Raw genomic sequence first — 1,442 nt, forward strand, 5'->3', positions numbered from 1 at the left:
GATCTCGTTGGCCTTCTGCATGGTCTTCAGGTGCCACTTGAGCGCGTCGGGCTTGAAGCAGGCCCGATGTCGCAGTGGCTGTTCGATGGATTGGCCAAGGCGGGTCTGCCGGTGATCTGCATCGAGACGCGGCATACGAAAGCCTTTCTCAAGGCGCAACCGAACAAGAGCGACCGCAATGACGCTCGTGGCATCGCGCAGATGATGCGCGTGAATTTGTTCCGGCCGGTGCATGTGAAGACGCTGACGAGCCAGAAGCGCCGCGCCCTCCTGACGGCCCGAACGCTCTTGCAGGGCAAGGTGATCGCAATCGAGAACGACATTCGTGGACTGTTGCGCAACTTCGGCCTCAAGGTCGGCGCTGTAGGTGCCGGCAAATACGAGGAGCGTATCCGGGAACTCATTGAAGGCATGCCGGAGCTGGGCGAAATACTCGAACCACTGCTCGCCGCACGGCAGAGCCTGCGCGATGAATTTGGGAAGCTGGACCGCAAGGTTCGCCAGGTTGCGAAAGCCGACCCCGTTTGCCGGCGGCTGATGTCGGTGCCCGGCGTCGGTGCCATCGTGGCATTGGCCTATGCCTCGACAATCGACATCCCGGCGCGCTTCCGAAACTCGCGCGCTGTGGGGGCGGTGCTGGGCTTGACGCCGGTGCTCAATCAATCGGGAGAGAGCCGCCGAATAGGTCGGATCTCGCTATGCGGCGATGCGATGATGCGCACGCTCCTGTTCGAGGCCGCGCAGGTCCTGTTGTCGCGGGTCACGAAATGGTCATGGCTGAAAGCATGGGGCATGAATGTCGCCAAACGAAGCAGCGGGAGGAAAGCCATCGTTGCAGTCGCGCGCCGGCTGGCGGTGATCCTGCATCGGATATGGGTTGATGGGACCGAGTTCCACTGGACGCGCAATGCCGCTCCCGTAAACGCCTGATCCCTTGGGGGAAACTAGAGTTCCGCCTAGCGGCGGAAGACGTCCCTCGCGGACGATGGATGATGTGAGTTCGGGCGTTGCCCTATTCCGGTTGCGGGATACGCGATCAGGATGCCCCGAAGATTGGACCGCATCGTTCTTCTGATCCCATGGTGGGAGGGTCTAGCGACCGATCCCGGAGAGAAGCGCGGGCCGCGAAAGGACGTCGAACGCAGCAAAGTGGAAATTACGTCGGCCGCATAACGGGTGACGACGATCCGCAACGCACTCTTGGCGTTGCATAAGATTCCGCCTGACGGCGGAAAGGCGTCCCTTGCGGGCGAGGATGATGTGAGTTCGCCGCGTTCGCTATCCGATCTCCCGCCAGGCTATCAGGATGTCCCGGAGATTGAACCACGTCAGTCTTCCTGCACGACTCCAAAAAGAAAAATGTGAAGTCTAACCAATGCGTTAAACGCCGCGCAAGCTGAAAGCTCGAAAGTGCTTGACCTCACCACGCCGATTAGAGAAGG

At 60.5% G+C, this 1,442-nt stretch carries 1 protein-coding gene; it reads left to right on the forward strand.

Features of this window, described 5'->3' with window-relative positions; genetic code table 11:
- Positions 1-930 (forward strand): IS110 family RNA-guided transposase (locus ABNX41_RS21795; RefSeq protein ID WP_438671773.1); only part of this gene is annotated, 930 nt, incomplete at its 5' end.
- Between the last annotated feature and the right edge of the window lie 512 nt (positions 931-1,442).

Origin of the sequence: Pseudogemmobacter sonorensis, from assembly GCF_042762395.1 — a bacterium.
Taxonomy (GTDB): Bacteria; Pseudomonadota; Alphaproteobacteria; order Rhodobacterales; family Rhodobacteraceae; genus Pseudogemmobacter; species Pseudogemmobacter sonorensis.